This is a genomic window from Micromonospora fulviviridis, from assembly GCF_014648395.1.
GTDB lineage: Bacteria > Actinomycetota > Actinomycetes > Mycobacteriales > Micromonosporaceae > Micromonospora > Micromonospora fulviviridis.
In genome coordinates, this window is the sequence record NZ_BMRA01000007.1 from 13,845 (window position 1) to 33,040 (window position 19,196).

Annotated in this window: 16 protein-coding genes and 2 pseudogenes; 4 read left to right on the plus strand and 14 right to left on the minus strand. The window is 72.4% G+C overall.

The features are described from left to right. Positions 1 to 13: 13 nt before the first annotated feature. From IEY96_RS19325 to IEY96_RS19335, 3 genes are read right to left on the minus strand one after another with little or no spacing between them, the layout of a single operon-like run. The gene (locus IEY96_RS19325; protein ID WP_189196218.1) at positions 14 to 949 is read right to left on the minus strand and encodes an acyl-ACP desaturase; all 936 of its coding nucleotides are present in this window, start codon (positions 947 to 949) and stop codon (positions 14 to 16) included. Between the two features lie 51 nt (positions 950 to 1,000). Then, complete coding sequence (gene hisS, locus IEY96_RS19330; protein WP_189196219.1) at positions 1,001 to 2,341, minus strand: histidine--tRNA ligase; 1,341 nt, start codon at positions 2,339 to 2,341, stop codon at positions 1,001 to 1,003. Positions 2,342 to 2,392: 51 nt separating this feature from the next. Next, positions 2,393 to 3,112, minus strand: a complete 720-nt coding sequence (locus tag IEY96_RS19335; RefSeq protein WP_189196220.1) for an MBL fold metallo-hydrolase — start codon at positions 3,110 to 3,112, stop codon at positions 2,393 to 2,395. Between the two features lie 259 nt (positions 3,113 to 3,371). Here IEY96_RS19335 and IEY96_RS19340 point away from each other — a divergent pair, with 259 nt between their 5' ends. Both IEY96_RS19340 and IEY96_RS19345 read left to right on the plus strand, forming a co-directional pair. Then, positions 3,372 to 4,241, plus strand: coding sequence for a peptidylprolyl isomerase (locus tag IEY96_RS19340; protein WP_189196221.1), 870 nt, complete (start codon positions 3,372 to 3,374; stop codon positions 4,239 to 4,241). A 66-nt stretch (positions 4,242 to 4,307) separates the two neighbouring features. Beyond that, positions 4,308 to 5,147, plus strand: a complete 840-nt coding sequence (locus IEY96_RS19345) for a peptidylprolyl isomerase (RefSeq protein WP_189196222.1) — start codon at positions 4,308 to 4,310, stop codon at positions 5,145 to 5,147. Positions 5,148 to 5,221: 74 nt separating this feature from the next. Here IEY96_RS19345 and IEY96_RS19350 read toward each other — a convergent pair whose 3' ends face one another. The 10 genes and pseudogenes from IEY96_RS19350 to ruvC all read right to left on the minus strand — a co-directional run bounded on the left by IEY96_RS19350 (position 5,222) and on the right by ruvC (position 15,673). Next, positions 5,222 to 7,693, minus strand: coding sequence for a RelA/SpoT family protein (locus IEY96_RS19350; protein WP_373293608.1), 2,472 nt, complete (start codon positions 7,691 to 7,693; stop codon positions 5,222 to 5,224). 233 nt (positions 7,694 to 7,926) lie between these two features. After that, positions 7,927 to 8,493: an adenine phosphoribosyltransferase gene (locus IEY96_RS19355; RefSeq protein ID WP_107077860.1), complete on the minus strand. Its 567-nt coding sequence runs from the start codon at positions 8,491 to 8,493 to the stop codon at positions 7,927 to 7,929. Between the two features lie 96 nt (positions 8,494 to 8,589). Further along, positions 8,590 to 9,783, minus strand: coding sequence for a protein translocase subunit SecF (secF, locus tag IEY96_RS19360; RefSeq protein WP_189196223.1), 1,194 nt, complete (start codon positions 9,781 to 9,783; stop codon positions 8,590 to 8,592). A gap of 1 nt (position 9,784) precedes the next feature. Next, the gene (gene secD / locus IEY96_RS19365) at positions 9,785 to 11,707 is read right to left on the minus strand and encodes a protein translocase subunit SecD (RefSeq protein ID WP_189196224.1); all 1,923 of its coding nucleotides are present in this window, start codon (positions 11,705 to 11,707) and stop codon (positions 9,785 to 9,787) included. Positions 11,708 to 11,931: 224 nt separating this feature from the next. Continuing rightward, the gene (yajC, locus tag IEY96_RS19370; protein ID WP_189196225.1) at positions 11,932 to 12,276 is read right to left on the minus strand and encodes a preprotein translocase subunit YajC; all 345 of its coding nucleotides are present in this window, start codon (positions 12,274 to 12,276) and stop codon (positions 11,932 to 11,934) included. A 139-nt stretch (positions 12,277 to 12,415) separates the two neighbouring features. After that, positions 12,416 to 13,471: a Holliday junction branch migration DNA helicase RuvB gene (gene ruvB, locus IEY96_RS32760; protein WP_229791752.1), complete on the minus strand. Its 1,056-nt coding sequence runs from the start codon at positions 13,469 to 13,471 to the stop codon at positions 12,416 to 12,418. Continuing rightward, a pseudogene (locus IEY96_RS32765) lies at positions 13,472 to 14,176 on the minus strand (LAGLIDADG family homing endonuclease); the annotation flags it as partial. 101 nt (positions 14,177 to 14,277) lie between these two features. Next, a pseudogene (locus tag IEY96_RS19380) lies at positions 14,278 to 14,488 on the minus strand (Holliday junction branch migration DNA helicase RuvB); the annotation flags it as partial. Between the two features lie 58 nt (positions 14,489 to 14,546). Next, the gene (gene ruvA, locus IEY96_RS19385; RefSeq protein WP_189196226.1) at positions 14,547 to 15,149 is read right to left on the minus strand and encodes a Holliday junction branch migration protein RuvA; all 603 of its coding nucleotides are present in this window, start codon (positions 15,147 to 15,149) and stop codon (positions 14,547 to 14,549) included. After that, positions 15,146 to 15,673, minus strand: coding sequence for a crossover junction endodeoxyribonuclease RuvC (gene ruvC / locus IEY96_RS19390; protein WP_189196227.1), 528 nt, complete (start codon positions 15,671 to 15,673; stop codon positions 15,146 to 15,148). The genes ruvA and ruvC overlap by 4 nt, the downstream gene beginning before the upstream one ends. Before the next feature lie 182 nt (positions 15,674 to 15,855). On the opposite strand from ruvC, the gene IEY96_RS19395 reads away from it, so the two are divergent. Beyond that, positions 15,856 to 16,638, plus strand: coding sequence for a 3-hydroxybutyrate dehydrogenase (locus IEY96_RS19395; protein WP_189196228.1), 783 nt, complete (start codon positions 15,856 to 15,858; stop codon positions 16,636 to 16,638). A gap of 14 nt (positions 16,639 to 16,652) precedes the next feature. After that, positions 16,653 to 18,572, plus strand: coding sequence for a helix-turn-helix domain-containing protein (locus tag IEY96_RS19400; protein ID WP_189196229.1), 1,920 nt, complete (start codon positions 16,653 to 16,655; stop codon positions 18,570 to 18,572). Between the two features lie 13 nt (positions 18,573 to 18,585). On the opposite strand, the gene IEY96_RS19405 is transcribed toward IEY96_RS19400, so the two are convergent. Beyond that, entirely contained in the window at positions 18,586 to 19,194 is a 609-nt protein-coding gene (locus tag IEY96_RS19405; protein WP_189196230.1) for a TetR/AcrR family transcriptional regulator, read from the minus strand. Positions 19,195 to 19,196 lie beyond the last annotated feature (2 nt).

A 19,196-nucleotide genomic window follows, 5' to 3' on the forward strand; every position in this document is an offset into this window, starting at 1 on the left:
CCCGGGCCCGCCGTCAGCGGGTTGCGGCCAGGCGGGCGGCGCGGGCGGCGCGCTTCTCCTCGAAGCGGGACGCCTGGGTCTCCAGCATGTCCAGGTGGGCGGCGATCTGGTCGCGGGCGGCCTCGCCGTCGGCGTTCAGGCCGGTCACCTCGAACAGGTTCCACTGGCGCAGCACCGGGACCACCACCTCGTCCCGGTGCTGGCGCAGGTCGTAGATGCCGGCCAGGGCGATCGCCACCGACTTGCGGGCGAAGCCGTCGATGCCGACGCCCGGCATCTGGAAGTCGGCCAGCACGTCGGCGACGGCCCGCATGGCCTGGCTCGGGGCCAGCTCGACGGCGGCGCCGAGCAGGTTGCGGTAGAAGACCATGTGCAGGTTCTCGTCGGCCGCCACCCGGGCCAGCAGAGCCTCGCAGGTCGGGTCGCCGGTCGCCCGGCCGGTGTTGCGGTGCGAGATCCGGGTGGCCAGTTCCTGGAACGAGACGTACGCCAGCGAGTGCAGCACCTCGTCGTCGTGGGTGTTGACGTAGCCCGCCGACATGTGGGTCATCCGGGCCCGCTCCAGGGCCACCGGGTCGACCGCCCGGGTCACCGTCAGGTAGTCGCGGATCGCCGTGCCGTGCCGCCCCTCCTCGGCGGTCCACCGGTGCACCCAGGTCCCCCACGCGCCGTCCCGCCCGAACAGCGTCGCGATCTCGTGGTGGTACGAGGGCAGGTTGTCCTCGGTGAGCAGGTTGACGATCAGCGCGGTCCGGGCCACCTCGGGCAGGGTCGAGTCGCCCTCGGCCCAGGGCTCACCACCGAGCGGGCCGTCGAAGGTCCGCCCCTCGCTCCACGGCACGTACTCGTGCGGGAACCACTCCTTGGCCAGCGACAGGTGCCGGTCGAGGTTCTTCTCGACCACGGGTTCGAGCTCGCGGAGCAGAGCGGTCTGGCTGAGCACGGTCACGACGATCTCCCTACGGTGGCGTAACTTACGCCACCGTAGGTCCAATCGTCGTCAGGCGCCAGCGGTCGCGGGTCCGACCAGCGGTTTCAGGTCGGCCCGGGGCGGCGTCCACTCCCCCGCGGCGGCGGCCACCTGCTCGCCCGAGCGGATGTCCTTCACCTCGTCACCCTCGGCCCCGGGGAACCAGACGTACGGGATACCGCGGCGCTCGGCGTACCGGATCTGCTTGCCGAACTTGGCCGCGCTCGGCGACACCTCGGTCGGGATGCCCCGGGAGCGCAGCGCCTCGGCGACCCGGTTGCTGGCCGGCCGCTCCTCCTCGGCGCTCACCGCGACCAGCACGCAGGTCGGCACGTCCCGGGAGACCGACAGCGCGCCCGCGCCGAAGAGCAGGCCGAGCAGCCGGGTCACGCCGATGGAGATGCCCACCCCGGGGAAGCGGACGTTGCCGGAGCTGGCCAGGTTGTCGTACCGGCCGCCGGAGCAGACCGAGCCGAACCGCTCGTAGCCGACCATCTGCGTCTCGTAGACGGTGCCGGTGTAGTAGTCCAGCCCGCGGGCGATCCGCAGGTCGGCCACGCAGAGACCGGGCGAGTGCGCGGCGGCGGTCTCCACCACGGCCGTCAGCTCCGCGATGCCCTCGTCGAGCAGCGGGTCGGTCACCCCGAGGGCGCGGACGGCGTCGGCGAACGAGGCGTCCGGCGCGGAGATCTCGGCGAGGGCCAGGCACGCCTTGGCCTGCGCCTCGCTCGCCCCGGCGGTCTCCGCCAGCAGCTCGGCCACCTTCGCCGGGCCGATCTTGTCGAGCTTGTCGACGGCGCGCAGCGCCGCCTCCGGGTCGGTCAGCCCGACGCCCCGGTAGAAGCCCTCGCAGATCTTGCGGTTGTTCACCTGGATCCGCACCGGCGGGATCGGCAGCGAGCGCAGCGCGTCGCCGATCACCAGCGGCATTTCGGCCTCGTAGTGGGCCGGCAGGGTGTCCCGGTCGACGATGTCGATGTCGGCCTGGAGGAACTCCCGGTAGCGCCCCTCCTGCGGGCGCTCACCCCGCCACACCTTCTGGATCTGGTAGCGGCGGAACGGGAACTGCAGCTTGCCGGCGTTCTCGAGCACGTAGCGGGCGAACGGCACGGTGAGGTCGAAGTGCAGGCCGAGGGCGTCGTCGCCGGCCGGACCGTCGGTGTCGGCCTGGAGCCGGCGCAGCACGTAGACCTCCTTCGAGGTCTCCCCCTTGCGCAGCAGCTGGTCGAGGGGCTCGACCGAGCGGGTCTCCAGCGGCGCGAAGCCGTACAGCTCAAAGGTGGCGCGGATCCGGTCGAGCACGAACTGCTCGATCATCCGCTGGGCGGGCGTCCACTCCGGGAAGCCGGAGATGGGCGTGGGCTTGCTCATGGCGTACTCCTTGCGTCCCGCGCGGACCGCGCGGGGAGGTCGTGGGTGCGGCTACAGGCCGCGGGTCGGCGCCGCCGGGCGCGCGCCGCCGAGCCCCGACACCTCGACGAGGTACGGGTTGGTCGCGCGCTCGCGGCCGATGGTGGTCTGCGGGCCGTGGCCGGGCAGGACGACCGTGTCGTCGGCCAGCGGGAGGACCTTCTCCCGGAGGCTGGCCAGCATGCGGGGCATGCTGCCGCCCGGCAGGTCGGTGCGGCCGATCGAGCCGGCGAAGAGCACGTCACCGGAGAGGCAGATCTGCTCGGCCTCCCAGGGCGAGCCGGCGCCGGGCATCCGGAACAGCACCGACCCGCCGGTATGGCCGGGAGCGTGGTCGACGGTGAACTCCAACCCGGCCAGCGACAGGGTCGCGCCGTCGGTCAGCTCCGCCACGTCCTCCGGCTCGGCGTAGGGCAGCCGCCCGCCGAAGAGCTGGGTGAGGTCCATCGAGAGCGCCTTGGCCGGGTCGGCCAGCAGCTCCCGGTCCTCCGGGTGGACGTACGCGGGAATGCCCCGCGCGCCGCAGACCGGGGCCACCGAGAAGGTGTGGTCGAGGTGGCCGTGGGTGAGCAGCACGGCGGCCGGGTGCAGGCGGTGCTCGGCGAGCACGGCGTCGAGCCGGTCGAGCACCCCGATGCCGGGGTCGACCACCACGCACTGCTCCCCCGGCGCGGTCGCCACCACATAGCAGTTGGTGCCGAAGGCGTCCGCGGGAAAGCCCGCCACGAGCACGTCCGCTCCCCTTCCGTCGGGTCGTCGTCCCTGTCAGCAGCCTAGTCGCACGGGCCACCGCGTTTCTCCGACCACCGGCCCCACCCGCCCCGCCGGGCACAGTGACAACGCCCGATAAACCGAGGCCGGACCTCGTACACCACTTTCCCAGCCCGTACCCGTACACTCTGGCGGGCGTGTGGCGTGGCGCACCCCCGCAGCGGACGGGCGGGCAGCGCCCGGCGCCGGCCAGAACCAGGGTAGAGGAAGGGGAGCACGGGTGGCTTCCAGCAGGGACCGGCAGCGCAAACTGGCGCGGGCCAAGCTCGACCGGCAGCTCGCCCGGCGGGCCGCGGCCGCGAAGCGCCGCCGGCAGATCCAGGCCGGTGTCGGCGCCGCCGTGGTGCTCGCGCTGATCGTGGTCGGTTCGGCCTGGGCGCTCGGCGCCTTCGACTCCGAGCCGAAGAAGCAGGCCGCCGAGGACACCTGCCTCTGGACCCCGCAGGACGCCACGGCCAACACCAACCTCAAGGAGGTGGGCACCCCGCCCACCACGGGCCTGCCCACCGCCGGCACCCGCACCATGACGGTCACCACCAACCAGGGCGGCCCGATCACCGCCGACCTGGACCTGGCCGCCGCCCCGTGCGGCGCGGCCAGCATCTCGTTCCTGGCCGGCAAGTCGTTCTACGACAACACCAAGTGCCACGAGATCACCACCGAGGGGGCGCTGCGCTGCGGCGACCCGAGCGGCAGCGGCATCGGCGGCCCGACCTACTCGTTCTACAACGAGAACGTCCCCACCGCGCCGGAGGCCAGCCCCTCCGCCTCGCCGGCGCCGGCGCAGCCCCCGGCGTACCCGAAGGGCACGGTCGCCATGATCGGCAACCCGCCCGGCAGCAACGGCAGCCAGTTCCTGATCTTCTTCAAGGACTTCAACCCGCCCACCCCCGGCTACACGGTCGTCGGCAAGGTCACCGGCGGCCTCGACGTGGTCGAGAAGATCGGTGCCCTGCCGACCGTGGACAATGGGAGTGGGGCCAAGGTCAAGCCGAAGACGGACGTGGTGATCCAGAGCCTCACCGTCGGCGAGCCGAACGCCGCGCCGGCCGCCACGAGCACGCCGGCGGCGAGCCCCAGCGCCGGCTGACCCGGCCCGCCCCACCCTGAGCAGCGGCGAGCACCGCCGTACCCGAGAAGCATGTGAGGAGTGACCGTGACGTCCACGAGAGAGCGGCAGCGCGCGGCGGCGCGGGCCCGCCTCGAGCGGGAGATGGCCGAGCGCGCCGCCAAGGCCCGCAAGCGCCGGCAGACCCAGGCCATCGTCGGCGCCGCGGCCGTGCTGGTGCTCGTCGTGGCCGGCACCGTCTGGCTCGCCACCTCGCTCGGCGGTGACGACGAGAAGCAGAACACCGCCGGCGGCGACGGGTTCTCCCAGTGCGTGTACACCGAGGTCCCCAAGGAGGGGCGCTCGAAGCAGATCAAGGACGTCGGGCTGCCCACGACCCAGCAGGCCAGCAAGGGCACCCAGACCATGACGATCGACACCAACCTGGGCCCGATCACCGCCAAGATCGACCGCGCCAAGGTGCCCTGCACCGCGGGCAGCTTCACCCACCTGGCCAGCAAGGGCTTCTTCGACAACACCAAGTGCCACCGGCTCGTCACCGAGGGCATCAAGGTGCTCCAGTGCGGCGACCCGAGCGCGTCCGGCACGGGCTGGCGGGAGACCGACGGCACCGGCGGCCCGAGCTACAACCTGGCCGAGGAGAACCTGCCCACCGACAAGCGGCCCCCCTACCCGGAGGGCGTCATCGCGATGGCCAACTCCGGCCAGCAGGGCAGCACCGGCAGCCAGTTCTTCATCGTGTACGGCGACTCCCAGCTCGACCCGAACTACACGGTGCTGGGCACCATCACGGGCGGCATGGACCTGGTGAAGCAGGTCGCCGCGGCCGGTGACGACGGCGCCTTCGCCCAGCAGGCCGGTGGCGGTCACCCGAAGAAGGAGATCGTCATCAACAAGCTGAGCATGAGCGGCATCCAGGGCGGCTGACCGCCCGTACGACGCGAAAGCGCCCGCCGGCTGACCGCCGGCGGGCGCTTTTTCGTGTCCTTGTTCGGGGCCGGTCAGGCGCCCGAGGTGACCCGGTAGGCGTCGAAGACGCCGTCGACCTTGCGGACCGCGGCCAGCAGGTGCCCCAGGTGCTTCGGGTCCGCCATCTCGAAGCTGAACCGGCTCACCGCCACCCGGTCGCGGGTGGTGGTGACGGTCGCGGAGAGGATGTTGACCCGCTCGTCGGAGAGCACCCGGGTGACGTCGGCCAGCAGCTTGTGCCGGTCCAGCGCCTCCACCTGAATGGCCACCAGGAAGGTCGAGGCGGAGGTGAGCTTCCAGCTCACCTCGACCACCCGCTCGCTCTGTGCCCGCAGGTCCTCGGCGTTGGCGCAGTCGTCCCGGTGCACGCTCACCCCGCCGGAGCGGGTGACGAAGCCGAACACCGCGTCCGGCGGCACCGGGGTGCAGCAGCGGGCCAGCTTGATCCAGACGTCGCTGACCCCCCGGACCACCACGCCCGGGTCGGCGCTGCTCTGCCGGCTGCGCGGCGGCCGGGTGGCGACGGCGGTCTCGGCGATGTCCTCCGCCGCGCCCTCCTCGCCGCCGTACGCGGCCATCAGCTTCTGCACCACCGACTGGGCCGAGACCTGGCTGTCGCCGACCGCCGCGTACAGCGAGGCCACGTCGGCCAGGTGCAGGTCCCGGGCGATCGCCATCAGGGCGTCCGAGGTGAGCATCCGCTGCAGCGGCATGCCCTGCTTGCGCATCGCCTTGACGATCGAGTCCTTGCCGGCCTCGATCGCCTCCTCGCGCCGCTCCTTGTTGAAGTACTGGCGGATCTTGGTGCGGGCGCGCGGGCTCTTGACGAAGCCCAGCCAGTCCTGCGTGGGGCCGGCCGTGTCGGACTTCGACGTGAAGATCTCGATCACGTCGCCGTTGGACAGCGTCGACTCCAGCGGCACCAGCTTGCCGTTGACCCGGGCGCCGATGCACTTGTGCCCGACCTCGGTGTGCACCGCGTACGCGAAGTCCACCGGCGTCGACCCGGTCGGCAGCGGGATGACGTCACCCTTCGGGGTGAAGACGTACACCTCCTGGCTGGACAGGTCGAACCGGAGCGCGTCGAGGAACTCGCTCGGGTCGGCCGCCTCGCGCTGCCAGTCCAGCAACTGGCGCAGCCAGGTCATCTCGTCGATGTGAGCCGGCGGGCCGACCACCGGGGTGCCCTTGTGCTCCTTGTACTTCCAGTGCGCGGCGATGCCGAACTCGGCCGTGCGGTGCATCGCGTAGGTGCGGATCTGCATCTCCACCGGCTTGCCGGTGGGCCCGATGACCGTCGTGTGCAACGACTGGTACATGTTGAACTTGGGCATGGCGATGTAGTCCTTGAACCGGCCCGGCACCGGCTGCCAGTTGGCGTGGATGACGCCCAGCGCCGCGTAGCAGTCCCGCACCGTGTCGACCAGGATCCGCACCCCGACCAGGTCGTAGATGTCGTTGAAGTCGCGCCCCCGCACGATCATCTTCTGGTAGATCGAGTAGAGGTGCTTCGGCCGGCCGGTGGTCTCCGCCTTGATCTTGGCGGCCTTCAGGTCGGTGGACACCTTCTGCGTCACCTGGCGCAGCAGCGCCTCGCGCTGCGGCTGGTGCTCACCGATCAGCCGGTTGATCTCCTCGAACCGCTTCGGGAACAGCGTGCCGAAGGCGAGATCCTCCAGCTCCCACTTGATGGTGTTCATACCGAGGCGGTGGGCCAGCGGGGCGAGGATCTCCAGGGTCTCCTTGGCCTTCTGCTCCTGCTTGGGACGGGGCAGGAAGGTCAGGGTACGCATGTTGTGCAGCCGGTCGGCCAGCTTGATCACCAGGACTCGCGGGTCCTTGGCCATGGCCACGACCATCTTGCGGATCGTCTCCGCCTTGGCCGCGTCGCCCAGCTTGACCTTGTCGAGCTTGGTGACGCCGTCGACCAGCAGGGCCACCTCGCCGCCGAAGTCGGCGCGCATCTGATCGAGGGTGTATTCCGTGTCCTCGATCGTGTCGTGGAGCAGCGCCGCGACCAGCGTGGTGGTGTCCATGCCCAGGTTGGCCAGGATGGTCGCCACCGCGAGCGGGTGGGTGATGTAGGGGTCACCGGACTTGCGGTACTGACCCGAGTGCCAGCGCGCGGCCGTGTCGAAGGCGCGCTGGAGCAGCCGGGCGTCGGCCTTGGGGTGGTTCTCGCGGTGGGTGGCGATCAGCGGCTCCAGCACCTCGCTGACCTGCGAGGTCTGCCAGGGCGCGTTGAACCGGGCCAGCCGGGCGCGCACCCTCCGGCCGGTCGGCGCGTTGGAGAGGGCGAAGCCGCTGCCGGGCGCGGGGTCCGCGGCCGCGTCGGCCGGGAACGGCACCACGACCGCGCCGCCGTCCACCTGCCCGTCGGGCCCGCTGCCGGGGCCGGTCACCCGGGCCGGCGGGTTGCCGCCGCTCCGCTCGGTCACCGAGCCGTCCGCGTCGCCTGTCGGGTGCACCGTGCCCTCCACCGGAGGGACGACATCGTGGGACACCGGCCTCCTCACCGCTCGCCGGGATGCGCCGGCCGTCCGGCCGACATCCTGTCCAACCGGCCGAGGGGCCGGAGTTGTTCCGCGCCGGTCACCGGGGGCCTCGCGGCCCCGGCGGCCCCGCATCGCCGGACGGTCGCCCGCCCGGTCAAGCAAAGGGCAATGCTACCCGTACGCAGGGTACGCCGCCGCTCCGCCGGACGGACCGCGCCGGGTCGGCTCGACGGCCCGGTGGATCAAACGGTCAGCAGGGCATGGACCGGACGCGGGGCGAGCCGCTCCCGCCCCTTGAGGAAGCCCAACTCCATGAGGACCGTGAAGCCGGCCACCGTGCCGCCCGCCCGCTCCACCAGGTCGAGGGTGGCCTCGGCGGTGCCGCCGGTGGCGAGCACGTCGTCCAGGACGAGAACCCGGTGGCCGGCCGTGAAGGCGTCCTGGTGCACCTCCAGCGTCGCCTCGCCGTACTCGAGCGCGTAGGAGGCCGAGTGGGTGGCCCGGGGCAGCTTGCCGGCCTTGCGCACGGGCACCACGCCCACCCCGGTGGCGTACGCGACGGCCGCGGCCAGCACGAACCCGCGCGCCTCGATGCCGACCACCGCGTCGAACGAGTCCCGCCCGTGGTACGCGATGATCCCGTCGATCACCTCACGGAAGGCCGTGCCGTCGGCGAAGAGCGGCATCAGGTCCTTGAACATGACCCCGGGCTTCGGGAAGTCCGGCACGTCCAGCACCCGGCTGGCGACCAGTCGGGCGACCTCCGGGCCGCTGTCTCCCCGTACCCCGGTGGTGTGGGTCTCCGTCACGGTGCGTCCCATGTCCTCTCGAACGACGGCGGCGTCCGTCATGCCGCTTTCACAGCATGGCGGACGCCGTCCGGTCGATCCCTACCGGGTGTGCGGTCAGCGGCGCTTCGCGCCTCCGGGCCGGTTGCCCCCGCCGCCGGCGGGGCGACCGCCCCGGGCGCCGCTGGGGCGCTTGCCGGCCGGCCGGGCGCCGACCTTCGGGGCGGCGCCGGCCAGGGCGGCCGCCTCGGGGTCGATGGTCTCCTCGGCGGTGGCCGCCGCGGCCCGCGGCGCGCCCTTCGGGGTGACCTCGCCGCGGGCGATGGCGCCCCGGCGGGCGAGCACCCGCTTGTTGTGGGCGCTGATCCGCGGGTCCTGGTTCTTCAGCAGCACCAGCAGCGGCGTGGCCAGCAGGATCGAGGTCAGGAAGGCCACCGCCATACCGACGAAGAGCACCAGACCCAGGTCCTTCAGGGTGCCCGCGCCGAGCAGGCCGGCACCGATGAAGAGCAGACCGCCGACCGGGAGCAGGGCGACCACCGAGGTGTTCAGCGACCGCATGAGGCTCTGGTTCAGCGCCAGGTTGGCCGCCTCGCCGTAGGTCTGGTTGTTGTTGGCGGTGATGCCCCGGGTGTTCTCCTGGACCTTGTCGAAGACCACCACCACGTCGTAGAGCGCGAAGCCCAGGATGGTGAGGAAGCCGATGATCGTCGACGGGGTGACCTCAAAGCCGACCAGCGAGTAGATGCCGGCCGTGAGCACCAGGTTCGTGAACAGCGACGCGATCGCGGCGGCCGCCATCCGCCACTCGAAGCGGAGGATCAGGTAGATCGCCACCACCGCCACGAAGATCAGCAGACCGAGCAGGGCCCGGGAGGTGACCTGGCTGCCCCACGCCTCGGAGACCTGGCTGCCGCTGATCTGGTCGGCCTGGATGCCGAACGACTGCGCCATCTCGGTCTTGACCTCGTTGGCCTGCTCCGCGGTGAGCTGCCCGGTGCGCAGCTCGTAGTACTCGCCGCTGGTGCCGCCGACCTTCTGCGCGGTGACCACCTCGGCGCCGCCGCCCTTGGCGGCGAGCGCGGCGTCGACCTTCGCCTCGGCCTGCTCCAGGGTGCCGACGCTGGCCGGCACCTGGAACGAGTTGCCGCCGGCGAACTCGATGCCGAGGCTGAAGCCCCGGACCGCGAAGCTCAGCACGGCGACCAGCACCAGCACACCGGCGACGGCGAACCACAGCTTGCGCCGGCCGACGATGTTGAGATCGGCCTCGCCCCGGTAGAGCCGGGACGCCAGACCACTCTTAGCCATCTCAGGCCTCCTTGACGCGCGGGTTGCGGGCGGCGCCCGGCTCGGCCGACCGGGCCGGCAGGGCCCGGCCGAGACCGCTGACCCGCGGGGACAGGAACGCCCGGGTCCGGGCGAACATCGTCATGATCGGGTGGCGGAAGAGGAACACGACGACCAGGTCGAGGACGGTCGCCAGGCCGAGCGCGAAGGCGAAGCCCTTCACCGCGCCGACCGAGACGATGTAGAGCACCACGGCCGACATCAGGGTGATGGCGTTCGCCGAGATGATCGTCCGGCGGGCCCGGACCCAGGCACGCGGCACCGCGCTGCGCGGGCTGCGTCCCTCCCGGATCTCGTCCTTGAGCCGCTCGAAGTAGATGACGAACGAGTCCGCCGCCACACCGAGTGAGACGATCATGCCGGCGATGCCGGCGAGCGTGAGGGTGAACCCGATCGACCGGCCGAGCACCACCAGCGCGCCGAAGACCAGCAGCGCCGAGAGCACCAGGCTCAGGAAGATGACCGAGCCGAGCAGCCGGTAGTAGAAGAACGAGTAGATGATGACCAGCAGCATGCCGATGCCGGCCGCGAGCAGGCCCGCCTTGAGGTGGCTGTCGCCCAGCGTCGCGGTGACGTTCTGCTGCTCCTGCGGCTCGAAGGTCACCGGCAGGGCGCCGTAGCGGAGCTGGCTGGCCAGCGCGTTGGCGCTCTTGTTGTCGAAGCTGCCGGTGATCTGCGAGTCACCGGTCAGCACGCCCTGGATCTCCGGGGACGAGACGATCTCGTTGTCGAGGACCACGGCGACCCGGCACTTGCCGTCCTGGCCGAGCGCGGTCTGGTCGCAGGCCTGACCCTCGTTGTTGAACGCCTCGCGGGTCAGCGCGGTCCACTTCTCCTGGCCCTTGCCCGTGAAGTTCAGGCTGACCACCCAGGAGCTGGTCTGGTCGAGCACGGCGTTGGCGTCGTCGACGTCGGTGCCGAGCACCTTGGCCTTGTCGAGCAGGTACTTGGCGCCGGACTCGCAGGCCACGGCCTGCTGGTTCTCGTCCTTGATCGACGCGGCCGGCCGGTTGTCGAGCTGCTGGCAGGTGATGGTCGGGACGTTGAACTGCATCCCGACCGGCAGCACCGCGATCTCCTGCGGGGAGAGGGTGCCGAACGGCTTGAGCTTGTCGGCCAGCGACGGGTCGGCGGTCAGGTCGGCCGGGGCCTGGAGGCCCGAGGCGGCGGCCCAGGCGGCCGCGCCCACCTTCTGCTCGATGGCCTTGCGCTGCTGCTCGATGCTCTGCGGCACGGGCTCGGCACTGGCGCTCGGGCTCGGCGCGGCGGCACTCGGCGAGGCCGACGGGGTCGGCGCGGCGGCGCTGGCGCTCGGCGTCGGGGCCATGCCGCCCTGCCCGCCGGCGCTCGGCGACGCGGTGGCCTTGGGCGCGGCGCTGCCGGACGGGGCCGGGGTCACGCTGCCGGACGGGGCCGGGGTGGCGCTGCCCGAGGGAGCCGGGGTGGCGCTGGCGCTCGGGGCCGGTGCGGCGGCGGCGCCGCTGCCGTCGGTGGCCTTGAGCACCTTGCGGAAGCGCAGCTCGGCGGCCTCACCGACGTTCGTCAGGTCCCGGTTCTGGCCGGGCAGGGAGATGACGATGTTCCGGTTGCCCTCGGTGACCACCTCGGCCTCGGCCACGCCGTAGGCGTTGACCCGGTTCTCGATGATCTGGCGCGCCTCCTCCAGGTTCGCGGAGGTCGGGGGCTTGCCGTCCACGGTGTTGGTGGCCTCGAGCGTCAGCCGGGTGCCGCCGATGAGGTCCAAGCCGAGCCGGGGCTCCAGCCGATCCTTCCAGCCACCGCTGGCGCCGCCCGAGAAGAACACCAAAAGATAGAGGACGACAAAGATGAACCCGAGCACGGCGAGCTGCCGTCCGGGGCGCATCTGTCCCTGAGGTGGTGCCACGGCTGTCCTGTCTCCCTGTACGGTCGCGCCGCTTCGACAGCGGCGAGATGGTCGGGCCGGGGGTGTCCGCCCGACTGCTCCGGCGGGTCGGCGCCGCCGGACGGCACGCCTCCCCGGCACACGACGCGGCGGCGTCGCGCGGGGTTCCTCGCGTGCCGGCGTCGAACGCCGACCCAACTATCCACTTGTGTGAGTGAATCCGCTGCCCCTTCCGGGGCCGTGGTTCACTCCTTGACCGGCTCGGCTTCCTCGGTGATCGTCTCGGCCTCCGGGGCCTCGACCCGCTTCACCACGCGCGCGATCGCCGGGCGCGCGTACCGGGTCTGCACGCCCGGGGCGACCTCGAGCAGGACCGTCTCGTCCTCGACCCCGGTCACCGTGCCGTAGAGACCGCCGATGGTGACCACCTCGTCGCCCACGCCGAGCGCGGACTGCATCTGCTCGGCCTCACGGCGACGCTTCTGCTGGGGGCGGATCATCATGAAGTACATGACGCCGAAGAGCAGAGCGATCATGAGGATCGGCGTCAGACCGCCGGCTCCCCCGCCACCCGCTGCTGCGTAAAGCACGGTTGTCGACCTTCCCATTGGCCTCCGCGGCGCCCCGGAGGGCACCACAGCGGAGGCGGATTCTCACGTCCTGTCAAACCGCGGCGAAGTCTAATCCCTGCACCTGAGAAGACCGAATGCGGCACAGATCACGTTCGGATCACGGCTGATCGGTCTGCGTCGAGAACAGATCGGGCACTGGAGAGGCATCCGCACCAAATGTACCATTCGGCGGCGTACGCCCCAGATGGTGCCAGGCGGCCGCGGTGGCGACCCGGCCGCGGGGCGTCCGGGCCAGCAGCCCAGCCCGGACCAGGAAGGGCTCGCAGACCTCCTCGACCGTGTCCGGCTGCTCCCCCACCGCCACGGCGAGGGTGGAGAGCCCGACCGGGCCGCCCCGGAAGGAGTCGACCAGCGCGGTGAGCACCGCCCGGTCCAGCCGGTCCAGGCCGAGCGCGTCGACGTCGTAGACGGTGAGGGCGGCCTGGGCGGTCTCCAGGTTGACCACCCCCTCGGCGCGGACCTCGGCGAAGTCGCGGACCCGGCGCAGCAGCCGGTTGGCGATCCGGGGAGTGCCCCGGGACCGCCCGGCGATCTCCGCGGCCCCGTCGGCGGTGATCGGCACGCCGAGGATCCGGGCGGACCGGTGCAGCAACGTCTCCAGGTCGGCCGGGGAGTAGAAGTCGAGGTGGGCCACGAAGCCGAACCGGTCCCGCATGGGCCCGGTGAGCAGGCCGGACCGGGTGGTCGCGCCGACCAGGGTGAACGGCTCGACGTCGAGGGGGATGGCGGTCGCCCCCGGACCCTTGCCGACCACCACGTCGACCCGGAAGTCCTCCATGGCGCTGTAGAGCAGTTCCTCGGCCGGCTTGGCGATCCGGTGGATCTCGTCGATGAACAGCACGTCGCCCTCGGCGAGGCTGGTCAGGATGGCGGCCAGGTCGCCGGAGCGCTCGATGGCCGGCCCGCTGGTCACCCGGATCCCCGAGCCCAGCTCGGCGGCCACGATGTTGGCCAGGGTGGTGTTATGCACCACGAAGTCGTTCACGGTGAAGGTGTGATCCCCGTCGACGGTCAGGCATCGGCATTCCTGCAGGCCGACGGCTTCCACGGAAGCCACCCGGTCGGCGGCCAACCGTTCCTCGAACCGATCCCGGCGCGGTGCCCACTCGGCAAGCCGCCGACCTCGTTCCCCGATCACAGTGACCCGCTGCACGAACCGTGCCACGTCGTCCTGGCTGGTGACGCTGAGGCGCCAGGACTCGTGAGGCCGACCCTGGTAACGTCCCCGCTTCAGCTTGAGCCGTGACTGCACGCCGAGCCGCAGGAGCAGGTGCTGCACGTCCTCGAGCAGCCCTCGCGAGACGCTGTAGAACTCGACCACCACGTCGTATCGGTCACGTCCCCGCCGGCTCACCGTGCCGTCACAGGCGAAGTAGGCGCCCAGGAACGCCCCCACCTGCCAGCTGTCGCCCCGGAAGACGAACTCGGGCACCCGCTTCTGCCACGCGTTCTTGTCGAGCAGGCCGTGTTCCTGCAACCAGGGCCGGAGACCTGAGATCCTGATCAAAGAGCTGCGAGCGCTGTTGGGCCTGGTGTTGTGCCCATGCCCCAGCCGGTCACAGGTAGACCGGAAGTCGGCGAGAACATCCTCGTCCCCGCCGGTGAAGGTGACCTGGTTCGTCGTGCAACCGTCGCCGATCAGATACCCGGCGAGCTTGTACTCGTCGACCTCCTGAGTGCTGTCCGCGACCAGGTCCGGGCACAGCACGTTGGCGACGAAGTCCCGATCGGTGAGGTCACCGGCCTTCACCCAGCCCTCGGGCGTCCAGAACGGGTGATCGGGCGCAGCGACCACCTCTCGCCCGCTCGTGGTCCGGATCCGAACCGAGTCCAGTTCGCCCTGCTCGTGCACCGCCATCACGGTGGCGCCCTCGCCGGTCCGGGTGATGACGCGATCTCCCACGACAATGTCACCAAGCCGGCGCCGAGACCCGTCCTCAAGCAGAACCAGGGCCTCGACGGACACCGGCTTACCGAGGCCAGGCGGCCCCGACAGGAGGATGTGGTCGGGCGGGGAGCCGCGCCGCATCGCACCCTGGAGCAGCAGGTCGAGCTGGTCGCGGACCCGGTGCTGGGCGATGAACTCCTCCAGCCGCTTCGGCCGGACGCTGGCCTCCGCGTCCCGTTCCGCGTCGCTGACGTACGCCGAGACCAGGTTCTCCCCCGTCATGCCCTGACCTTCACTCGCGACTGCGGGGCTGGCAAACCCGGCTCACTCCTCGCGCTCGTCATCGCGTGCGACCCAGGAGGCGGATGGCCTGCTTGAGCAGGACCGGCACGGGCGGGGTCTCCCCGTCGACGGTCTCGGCGACCGCGGCCACCGCCTGCTCGGCCTGGGCCCCGGTCCAGCCGAGCCCGACGAGCGCCTGGCGGACCTGCTCCGGCCAGGCGCCGGCGGTCACCCCGGCCGCGCCGTCGGGGCCGATCGGCACCGGGCCGATCCGGTCGCGCAGTTCGAGGACGAGCCGCTCGGCGCCCTTCTTGCCGATGCCGGGCACCCGGGTCAGGGCGGCGGTGTCGGCGTTGGCGATGGCCTTGCGGACCGCGTCCGGGGTGTGCACGGCGAGCACCGCCTGGGCCAGCCGCGGGCCCACCCCGCTGGCGGTCTGGAGCAGCTCGAAGAGCTGCTTGGCGTCGTCGTCGGCGAAGCCGTAGAGGGTGAGCGAGTCCTCCCGGACCACGAGGCTGGTGGCCAGCCGGGCGGGCTGGCCGACCCGCAGCTCGGCTAGGGTGCCGGGGGCGCACTGCACCGCCAGGCCGATGCCGCCCACCTCCACCACCGCGTGGTCCGGACCGGTCGCGGTCACCGTGCCGCGCACGCTGGCGATCATCGGGTTCCTCCTCGTCGTGCCCGCTCGGCGGCGGCGGCCAGCTTGGACCGGGTGCCGCCGCGCCAGATGTGGCAGATGGCCAGGGCCAGGGCGTCGGCGGCGTCGGCCGGGCGGGGCGGCTCGGGCAGCCGCAGCAGCCGGGTGACCATGGCGGTCATCTGCGCCTTGTCGGCCTGACCGGAACCGGTCACCGCCGCCTTCACCTCGCTCGGGGTGTAGGTCTGCACCGGCAGCCCGGCCCGCGCGCCGGCGAGCACGGCGATCCCGCTGGCCTGGGCGGTGCCCATCACGGTGCGGACGTTGTGCTGGCTGAACACGCGCTCGACGGCCACGGCGTCGGGGCGGTGCTCGGCGACCAGGTCGGTGAGCGAGCGGTCCAGGTGCAGCAGGCGCAGCGGCAGGTCGTCGCCGGGGTCGGTGTAGACCACGTAGTAGGCGACCAGGGTGCAGGGGCGGCCCGGCACGCCCTCGACCACGCCGACCCCGCACCGGGTCAGCCCCGGGTCGACGCCCAGCACCCGCACGCCGCCTCCTCCCCGAGCCGCCAGCAGTACGTGTGTTCGACACCCTACTGGTGCGCCCCGACGCCCCGCCGGGCGGACACGCCGGGAGCCGGCGGCCGGAATCGGCGCCACACACTGAAGCGGTCGAGTATGTGTCGCCGCCCCATGTGCCGCCGGCCACACAGCTCGTAACTTCTTGCGCCATGACGGCAGAACCCGTGGCGGTCCCCCACGTCGTGAACGTCGACCTCTCCGGTCGCGCTGCGCTGGTGACCGGTGGTGGCAGCGGCATCGGACGGGCCTGCGCCCTGCGCCTGGCGGCGGCCGGCGCGGCGGTGCTGGTGGTCGACCGCAACGTGGAGGCGGCCAAGGCGGTGGCCGCGGAGGCGGGCGGCCGGGCGGAGGGTGTCGACCTGGCCGACTCCGAGGCGGTGGACCGGCTCGGCGTCGATGTGGACATCGTCGTCAACAACGCCGGCCTCCAGCACGTCGCGCCGGTGCAGGACTTCCCCGTCGAGCGCTTCGAGTACATCCAGCGGGTGATGGTGGAGGCCCCGTTCCTGCTGATCCGCCGGGCGCTGCCGCGGATGTACGCGAACGGGTGGGGCCGGATCGTCAACATCTCGTCGGTGCACGGGCTGCGCGCCTCGCCGTTCAAGGCGGCGTACGTCTCGGCCAAGCACGCCCTGGAGGGGCTGTCGAAGGTGGTGGCCCTGGAGGGCGCCGCGCACGGGGTGACGGCCAACTGCATCAACCCGGCGTACGTGCGGACCGCGCTGGTGGAAAGCCAGATCGCCGACCAGGCGGCCAGCCACGGCATCGGCGAGGACGAGGTGGTGGAGAAGATCATGCTGGCCCGGGCGGCGATCAAGCGACTGATCGAGCCGGAGGAGGTGGCGGAGCTGGTCGCGTACCTGTGCTCGCCGCCCGCCGCGTTCATCACCGGCGCCTCGATCGCCCTCGACGGGGGCTGGACGGCCAACTAGTGGCCTCGCGCACAATGTCGGTCATGTCGTCGCCAGTCGAGTTCCTGGAGCTGCTGGCGCGGGAGGCCGCCCCGGTCGAGTTCGAGGGCCCGCTGGTGGCCGCCCGCGCCGCCGGCCTGCCCGCCGAGCGCCTCGCCGAGCTGGAGCAGGCGAAGCTGGTGGCGCTGCGGGTCCGTGCGCTGCTGGAGCGGCGGCGCCGCCGGGAGACCGAGCTCTCCGGCCTGTACGACACGGCCAGCGACCTGGCCGGGCTGCGCGACCTGGACGACGTGCTGCGGGCGATCGTGCACCGGGCGCGGATCCTGCTCGGCACCGACGTGGCCTACATGACGCTCAACGACGACGAGCGCGGCGACACGTACATGCGGGTCACCGACGGCTCGATCTCGGCGCGGTTCCAGCGGCTGCGGCTGGAGATGGGCGACGGCCTGGGCGGCCTGGTGGCGCAGACGGGCACCCCGTACGTCACCTCCAACTACCAGGAGGACGAGCGGTTCCGGCACACCGGGGAGATCGACGGCGGGGTGGGCGAGGAGGGCCTGGTGGCCATCCTGGGCGTCCCGCTGCGGCTCGGGTCGAGCGTGATCGGCGTGCTGTACGCGGCCAACCGCTCCGCCCGGCCGTTCGCCCGGGAGGAGGTGTCGCTGCTGGTCTCGCTGGCCGCGCACGCCGCCGTGGCGATCGACACCGCCCGGCTGCTGGCCGAGACCCGGTCGGCGCTGGAGGAGCTGTCCGCGGCGAACAGCACGATCCGGGCGCACAGCAGCTCGGTGGAGCGAGCGGCGGCCGCCCACGACCGGATGACCGCGCTGGTGGTGCGCGGCGGCGGCATGGAGGACGTGGCGGCGGCGGTGACCGAGGTGCTGGGCGGGGCGCTGCTGGCGCTGGACGCCGAGGGGCGGCGGCTGGCCCGGGTGGGCGAGATCGAGGAGCCGGACCGGGCGGACATCGTCGAGGCGGTGGCCGCGTCCCGCACCGAGGGGCGCAGCGTGCGCCGGGGCCCGCTCTGGTACGCCGCCGTGGTGGCCGGCGCGGAGAACCTGGGCGCGCTGGTGCTGCGCCCGGACGGCGAGCTGGTCGACGCCGACCAGCGGATCCTGGAGCGGGCCGCGCTGGTGACGGCGCTGCTGCTGCTGTTCCGCCGCACGGTGGCGGAGGCGGAGGGGCGGGTCCGGGGCGAGCTGCTGGACGACCTGATCGCCCGGCCGCTGCGCGACACCGACGCGCTGCGCAGCCGTGCCCGCCGGCTCGGCGTGGACCTGGACGCCCCGCACGTGCTCGTGGCGGTCGGCGACGACGCGATCGCCGCCACCGGCTCGGCCCGGCAGCGGGTGCTCTCCTGGGCCACCACGTACGCCTCGACGCGGGGCGGGCTGGCGGCGGCGCGCGACGGGCGGGTGGTGCTCATGCTGCCCGGCCAGGACGCGGGCGGCGCGGCCCGGGCGGTGGCCCGGGACCTGTCCCGGGTGACCGGCCGGCCGGTGACCGCCGGGTCGAGCGGGCCGTCCACGGGCCCGGCCTCGCTGGCCGTCACCTTCGCCGAGGCGGAGCGGTGCCTGACGGCGCTGGGTGCGCTGGGCCGGGCCGGGCAGGGGGCGAGCACGGCCGAGCTGGGCTTCGTGGGGCTGCTGCTGGGCGCGGTCGGGGACTCGGGCGACCGGGACGTGGCCCGCTTCCTCACCGGAACGGTGGGGCCGGTGGTCGACTACGACGCCCGGCGGGGCACCGCGCTGGTGAAGACGCTGGAGGCGTACTTCGGGGTGGGTGGCAGCCTGGCCCGGGCGGCGGAGCTGCTGCACGTGCACGTCAACACGGTGACCCAGCGGTTGGAGCGGGTCGGGCAGCTGCTCGGCGCGGACTGGCAGAAGCCGGAGCGCGCCCTGGAGGTGCAGCTCGCGCTGCGCCTGCACCGCCTGCGTACCCCGCCGGCCTGATCCGGCCCGCGGCTCAGCGGGCGCGGAGGCCTTCGAGGACGGCGTCCACGACCCGCTCGGGGAGGATCTGGTCCTCCAGCTCGGGGTGCCAGCGCAGCACCCGCTGGATCAGCATGGGGCCGGTGAGCAGCGCCATGGCCAGCTCGATGTCGAGATCGGCGCGGAGCTCGCCGCTGTCCACCCCGCGGCGCAGCACCTCCCGCATCAGCTTCCGGCGCGGCGCGACGATGCTCTGGTAGAGCTGGAAGTGATCGGGACTGCGGTTCACCTCGGGCACCAGGCACGGCATGATCTTCGCGGCCCGCGGGTCGACGTTGTGACCGACCGCGCCGACCAGCAGCACCAGGTCGTCGCGGACGGAACGCCCGGGGGGCTGCGGCGGCACCCCCTTGAGCCGGCCCAGCGCGTCCATCAGCAACGCGTCCTTGCCGGGCCAGCGGCGGTAGATGGTGGCCTTGCCAACTCCGGCGCGGGCGGCGATCGCCTCGATCGAGAGCGCCTCGAGGGTGCTGCCCTCGGCGAGCAGGTCGAGGGTGGCCTCGATGATCGCTTCGTCCGCGCGGACGCTCCGCGGTCGCCCGGGCGACCGCGGAGCATCAGCGGTAGAGGTCATGTCAGACATTG

Bases quoted from the DNA above. Each gene is read 5' to 3' on its own strand.
- secF (WP_189196223.1), bottom strand. From the start codon at position 9,783: ATGGCTAAGAGTGGTCTGGCGTCCCGGCTCTACCGGGGCGAGGCCGAT.
- IEY96_RS19405 (WP_189196230.1), bottom strand. From the start codon at position 19,194: ATGTCTGACATGACCTCTACCGCTGATGCTCCGCGGTCGCCCGGGCGA.
- hisS (WP_189196219.1), bottom strand. From the start codon at position 2,341: ATGAGCAAGCCCACGCCCATCTCCGGCTTCCCGGAGTGGACGCCCGCC.
- IEY96_RS19400 (WP_189196229.1), top strand. From the start codon at position 16,653: ATGTCGGTCATGTCGTCGCCAGTCGAGTTCCTGGAGCTGCTGGCGCGG.
- ruvA (WP_189196226.1), bottom strand. From the start codon at position 15,149: ATGATCGCCAGCGTGCGCGGCACGGTGACCGCGACCGGTCCGGACCAC.
- IEY96_RS19395 (WP_189196228.1), top strand. From the start codon at position 15,856: ATGACGGCAGAACCCGTGGCGGTCCCCCACGTCGTGAACGTCGACCTC.